The sequence below is a fragment of the Shewanella sp. genome (genome assembly GCF_047975355.1).
GTDB lineage: Bacteria > Pseudomonadota > Gammaproteobacteria > Enterobacterales > Shewanellaceae > Shewanella.
This window is the reverse complement of record NZ_JBKEDJ010000076.1, coordinates 21,882-27,881: the sequence shown is the minus strand read 5'-3', so window position 1 is coordinate 27,881 and position 6,000 is coordinate 21,882. Positions and strand designations below refer to the sequence as shown.

Annotated in this window: 1 protein-coding gene and 1 pseudogene; one reads left to right on the top strand and one right to left on the bottom strand. The window is 46.1% G+C overall.

Going from position 1 to position 6,000, the window contains the following annotated elements:
• Nucleotides 1-181: pseudogene (locus tag ACK5NH_RS17780) on the bottom strand (MipA/OmpV family protein); the annotation flags it as partial.
• Between the two features lie 293 nt (nucleotides 182-474).
• Between ACK5NH_RS17780 and ACK5NH_RS17775 the strand changes: the two are divergent.
• The gene (locus ACK5NH_RS17775; protein ID WP_416922203.1) at nucleotides 475-5,598 is read left to right on the top strand and encodes a S8 family serine peptidase; all 5,124 of its coding nucleotides are present in this window, start codon (nucleotides 475-477) and stop codon (nucleotides 5,596-5,598) included.
• The last annotated feature ends 402 nt before the right edge of the window (nucleotides 5,599-6,000 follow it).

Below are 6,000 nucleotides of genomic sequence, written 5' to 3'. Positions count from 1 at the left end.
GTATCCAAGTGCTGATGTTTTCCACCTTAGCCCTTGGGTTTTCGAGTGCGCCATAACCTGCGGCAAGGGAAATCTGCCAGTCTCCGGCGGAAACTGTTTCAATTTCTTTAGCTTGCAGCGTGGCGCAACAACTCAGTAGTAGTGCGAGCAGTAAGAATCGTTTTCTAACGTTAACTGTCACTTCTTAGATGATCCCCAATGTTGTTCAAATACATTGCTAAACCGCATTAAGACGAGCCTCAGCCTATCATTTTGTTCACAAGAATTAAGCATAATTATTCATTGCGCTACAAAATGCTACATCTTTGTCTGTAAAAAGCTGTGTAGCAAATTTGTTTTATTGTTGTTAATTATTTGTACAAAATGCTACATGGAAGTGTTGCTATTTTCTCTAGCTAGAGTGCTTAGATGGTATGCCGCTAGGCAGCTTGTCCGTGATAAACGGCTTGCGATAACAATAATGGAGATAGCAAAGTGAAGCTTAAAATTCTAACTTGTACTATTGCTGCCGCCCTTTATGGTGCTGGTGCTATGCAGGCTGCTGCTAGCATAGGCGATGTACATCAACTTAAAGGTTTGCAGTTAACACCAGAACAAATTGCAAAGTTAAATGCTCCCCAAGCCGAGATCGATGATTCGGCACAAGGGATTGGGCTCAACCTTCAAATTACCCCTCAAGCTAACAAATTCGAATATGAGGAAGGTTTGACGGGAGAGCAGATCTACATCGTTCGCTTAAACCAAAAGCCGCTGGCACAAGCCAGTACGGAACTGTTTGCTAGCGCCAATGCCAGTAAAACTGTTGCGAAATCGTCAAGCCAAAAACTCTTTATCGCGGGTCAACCTACCAATAGTGCGGTAAAGAACTATCGTAGCCGCTTACTCGATAGCCAAAGGCAAGTGATTGCCGACATTCAATCGACAGTCGGAGCGCGCCAAGTACGTCAACAATTTACCAATGCGGTCAACGGTTTCTCAATGGCGATGACACAGGAAGAGGCGCAACGCGTGTCTCAATTGGCAAATGTGTCCTCGGTACGTCGTTCTAAAACCTATGAATTATTATCGGATGCGGGCCCTGAGCTTATCCAAGCCGATAAGATTTGGTCGGGCGAAGCGACGCCAGATGCGGTGGCCTATAAGGGTGAAGGCATTATCGTCGGTATTATTGATACCGGGATTAACTCAGATCACCGCTCATTTGCAGCCACCGGTGACGATGGCTACAAGCACAGCAACCCATGGGGTGCTGGTAACTACATAGGTGACTGTACCAAGAGCGGTTTTGAGACAATGTGTAACGACAAGTTAATTGGCGTTCGCTCATATCCTGTCATAACCGATTACTTTACTAACGGTTCATACGGCGCAACTCGCCCAGCCGTGGGGGAAGACTATCAAGGTCATGGTTCACATGTTGCTTCAACTGCAGCGGGTAACGTGCTGTTGGATGTGGATTATATTAGCCCTGATGGTGGCAAAGCGGTTTCTGATGGCTCGGTTATCAAAGAGAAGCTATTCCCACGCATGAGCGGCGTGGCTCCCCACGCGAACATAGTGGCTTACCAAGTGTGTCATCCCGATAATGCGCTGAATGCTGGCTGTCCGGGTGAGGCCTTGATTGCAGGTATTGAAGATGCGATCAACGATGGAGTCGATGTCATCAACTTCTCTATTGGTGGTCAAGATTCAAACCCTTGGGTGGATGATGTTGAATTAGCTTTCTTATCGGCTCGCGAAGCGGGAATTTCTGTCGCGGCAGCTGCGGGCAACTCTGGTCAACCTGTGGGTTATAAAGAATATTTTGGCCGAATTGACCATGCATCACCTTGGTTAATGAACGTGGCAGCCAGTACCCATGCTCGCGAAGTTGAAATCACGACTAAGCTGACAGACCCAATGGGTGGCAATGAAGTTCCAAAATGGAGCGAAATAGAGGGTGGTGCGATTAATAGCACATCAGTCACGGGTATGGTGGTAAATGCTAAAACTTTTGGTGATGAATACTGTGCTAAACCCTTCCCTGCAGGCACCTTCGAACTAAAAGATGGCAACGGTAACCCAACCGACGTAATTGTGGTTTGTAAGCGTAACAGCTTAAGCGATACCAACGGTATTGCGCGCTCTGCTAAGGCTGACAACATCAAAGCGGGCGGCGCTGACGGCATGATAATGTATAACTATGCTAATGGCGATGCGCTGGTGCCTACGGCTTCTTATTCAGTCCCAAGTATTCATATTACTAAGGAAGAGTGGGATGGTCGTTACGATAACGGCATGGCGGGTTATGGTCTGAGCGATTGGTTGGCTAAGGGTAGCAATCACATGCTGACGATTTCCGATACTGCAATCGAACGTACTATCGACCCAGAGCGCGCCGACTGGTTAGCGGCATTCTCATCTCGTGGCCCAAGCCCATCAACGCCAGAGGCATTGATTCCTGCGGTTGCAGCACCTGGTGTCAGTATTTATGCGGCTTTTGCAGATGAACATCCATTTAGCGATTCACCAGCATCGGGTGATTTTGCTTTTTTAAATGGTACTTCAATGGCATCGCCACATGTGGCGGGTTCTATGGCCTTGTTACGTCAAGCGCAACCAAGTTGGAGCGCTACTGAGATCCAATCGGCATTGGCGATGACGGCTGAAAATAAAGTGCGTTACTACCGCTTGGATGACAAGAATGGTGATGTGGCTTTAGCGTCAACCTATCGAGCGGGTACTGGTCGTATCAACGTGGCCAATGCAGTCAATGCTGGCTTTGTGATGGATGAAACCGTTGAGCGCTTTAAAGCTGCGGATCCACACAATGGGGGCGCAGTCCATAAGCTCAACATTCCACAATTAGTGAACTTCGAATGTAAGCCTAAGTGTCAATGGATCCGTACGATTAAGGCGACCAAAGATGGTACTTGGAGCGTGACCAACAGTGATGTGATTAACTGGAGCGTCGATTCACGTTCACAGTTAGTGCAAAACGGTGTGTCAATTAAGGTATCGCCAAGCGAGTTTACCTTAGCGGCGGGTGAGACTGTGGATATTGTGGTCGAAGCATCGATCATGGATACCCAAGACTGGTTCAGTAACGCTGAAGTTGAACTGCATTCAAACCTGATCTTCACCGAAGCAAACGGCAAAGCATCAGAAGCGCACTGGCCCGTAGTCTTTAAATACGACAAAAACGGCATGCCAGCACGCTTAAGCGCAGTGGCTCACCGTAATGATGCCAACGCCGTCATCAAAGGTATTGATTTACCTGAGGGTGATAACATCTATGGCCGTATCTTTAACCCAGTGAAAGCTGATGTGAAAACCGTTGTACTGCCAAAGGATAACGATGGTAATTTCCCTTGGGCGAGCAATACCGATTTAACGATCCCGATGGATCAGCGTATCGACGAAGCGACCCATGTGGAGCTGATTGACGTACCTGCCAATGCACGCCGTTTAATCGTTGAATCCTTTGGTACGACTCAGTCTGATCTTATCGAAGGTTTAGACAAAGGTAACCTTATCGTTTACGTCGGCAAGGATTACAACGGTAATGGCAAGGCCGATCCTTTTGAAGAATTGCTCTGTGTGTCTAACCACATCCAATACAACAACTTCTGTAATATTAACCAACCAGAAGAAGGTCAGTATTGGGCGTTGTTCTACAACCCAAGAAAGGGCACCGCAGCAAACAACTATTACAATGCAATGGAAGAAACCTTCCAATATGCGTCGACTATCGTCACCGATGAAGTCGCGAGCAATATGAGCGTTGAAGTGCCTGCGAGTAATGGTCGCGATCCTGTTGATATCAAAGTTAACTGGGATATGCCAGAGATGAAAGAAGGTGACGTGTACTACTCGTTACTGGATTTTGGTACCTCAGAGGTTAACGCCGGCAATATTGGTAAAGTCGCCTTTAAACTAGAGCGCGGCATAGATGATGTTCATTTAGACGCAACCCAAACTGCGGCGGTAGCGGGCGATCAAATTCCATTCACCTTCGAGGTACAACCAAACGATACTGGCGTTGACCGTGCATTTAACATTGTCGCGACCATTCCGTCAGGATTGAGCCTACGAGCAGAAGATGTGCTCACCTCTTCTAGCGCTATCGTCAAGGATGTGAAACTGGAAGATGGTAAGCTCACTATCAGTGGTGTTCAACCCGATACCAGCGATCTTGAGCCACGTTACAACGTCACTACCAACATTGATGACGCTATGTGCCGTACGCCAAACTTTGGTAATAAGAAGCCGGGCGGTTATGTGAACTTAGAAGAGTTTGCTATCTACCCAATCTTTAGTGGTTTTGCGCCAGTTGAATATGGCTCTAACGGCAAGGCAATAAGTGGTAAGGATAATAACATCCTGTATCGCAATGGTATTACCTTACCAATTAGCACTGTATTTGGCGGAGCTTACGACAGTTTCCACCTGTATAACAACCAAGACAAAATCAATATCTGGAAGCAGAACGCCTTGGACATTCGTGGCCACGGTATCGTGTCCCTGTTCCAAGGACAACCGTTCTTCTACCCGTTCCATGATATTTTCCCATACAACAGCTTCCCATACGCAGCTATCGGTATGTTGTGGCGTGGTTTCGGTCTGGGGGCGGGAGCGACTCAAGATATTCTCAGTGCGCCATTGATTAATACTTCTGCTGAACGTGCGGGTATCTCTATCGCGAGTACACAAACTGGTTGGGGTATTTTGGAATACGATAATGCACGTTCTTATAAGCCATTAGGATACGATGCAAACCGTGTTTATCAGTGGGAAGAGAAAGACGATAGATTCGATTTTGAGCTGATCTTCAACGTGAACACCCGCTTCGGCGACGGTGAATACGAAATGATGATGGCCTACGACAATATCAACTTTGGTTCTCAAGATGGTCGTGGTTCTATTGGTCTACAAGGTTTCCAAGGTGGTCTCTATTCCTATGGTCCACTGCAGAAATACCTAGGTGAGCAATATGCTTTTGATAATCTAAAGGACAAGCTCAGCAATGGTTTAGTGGTTTGTTATGACTACGTTGGCCCTGAGTCGTCACAGTTTGAAGTGACAGCATGGACGACGGTGAAAAACAATGCCGCGGGCCAAGTGTTGACAGTTGATGCCGTTAGTCAAGTTGAAGGTATGGCCGATATCAGCATGAGCCACAGTGTGGCAGTACCATCTAACATCAGCATAGGTGCGATCGCCGACCAAACAATTGCGGAAAACACCAGCTTAGAAGGCGTGAAAGTGGTTTATGCCGATGAGCAAAACAGTGTAAATAAAATCACCGTAACAGGTGAGCACATCAGCGCTGTGGTGAATGGCAATACTTCAGGTTCAAGCATCACTATTACACCAGAAGCTAACTTCCACGGCGACGTAGAAGTCACTGTGACTGTAAGTGATGTGGAAAACCCAGCAGATGCAGCGAGTACCAGCTTTATGCTGACCGTTGAATCCGATGGCGTTGAACCGACGGCACCTGTAACACCAACCACACCTGAAGCGCCTGCGCAAGAAAGCAGCAGCGGTGGTGCATTAGGTGGCTTATCTATGCTACTGGCTCTAGGGGCGTTGATCAGGAGAAGAAAAACTCACTAATCATGGGTTTGACTTCCTAGTCAATTGATATTTATCCTGAATTTAGGATGCCGGCAAATGGATTTTGCCGGCTTTTTTTACCGCTTAGTCCCAAATCCCAGTATTATTGTTCAATCCATACCTCCTGTAATTTGTTGCATTTCTGTTTCTTCCCTCCGGTTGTCAGCCATATAGATTCAGTTACTTAATTGTTTTTGATACAAAAAATAACAATTAAATCAATGTTTCAAAATTTAACACAGTTTAATTGTCTGATTTTATCTTTGTGGGTAATTTTTTGTATTGATATTTGCTGTTTTTTAGATGAATGCTCTGCTTTTGTGTTGTTTTTTGCCATTATTTTTCTATTTGGTTTTATTTTTGAGTACAAAATGTTACGTCAAAGTGCTGAGTCTTTTAATT